At 64.8% G+C, this 244-nt stretch carries 1 pseudogene; it reads left to right on the top strand.

Features of this window, described 5'->3' with window-relative positions:
• Positions 1–244 (top strand): annotated as a pseudogene (locus tag SB725_RS33275) (phage tail protein); the annotation flags it as partial.

The following is a 244-nucleotide window of genomic DNA, read 5'->3' as shown; positions in this document are numbered from 1 at the left end:
GCTTTGCCCGTCGACGGAACCGCGGTGGCGGCCACCCAATTGGAAACAGCGCGCACGCTGAGCGTATCCGGGGCGGCCAGCGGCAGCGTGTCGTTCGATGGTACCGCCAACGCTGACATAGCCATCACGTTGGCCGACAGCGGCGTTGCAGCGGGCAGCTATTCCACCGTCAGCGTGAATGCCCAAGGTTTGGTGACAGGCGGTGATCAGCTGACAGGCGATGACCTGGGGTTAGGAACCGCCG

Source organism: Pseudomonas sp. SIMBA_041 (assembly GCF_046535095.1).
GTDB lineage: Bacteria > Pseudomonadota > Gammaproteobacteria > Pseudomonadales > Pseudomonadaceae > Aquipseudomonas > Aquipseudomonas mucoides.
This window is presented reverse-complemented; position numbering and strand designations above follow the sequence as displayed.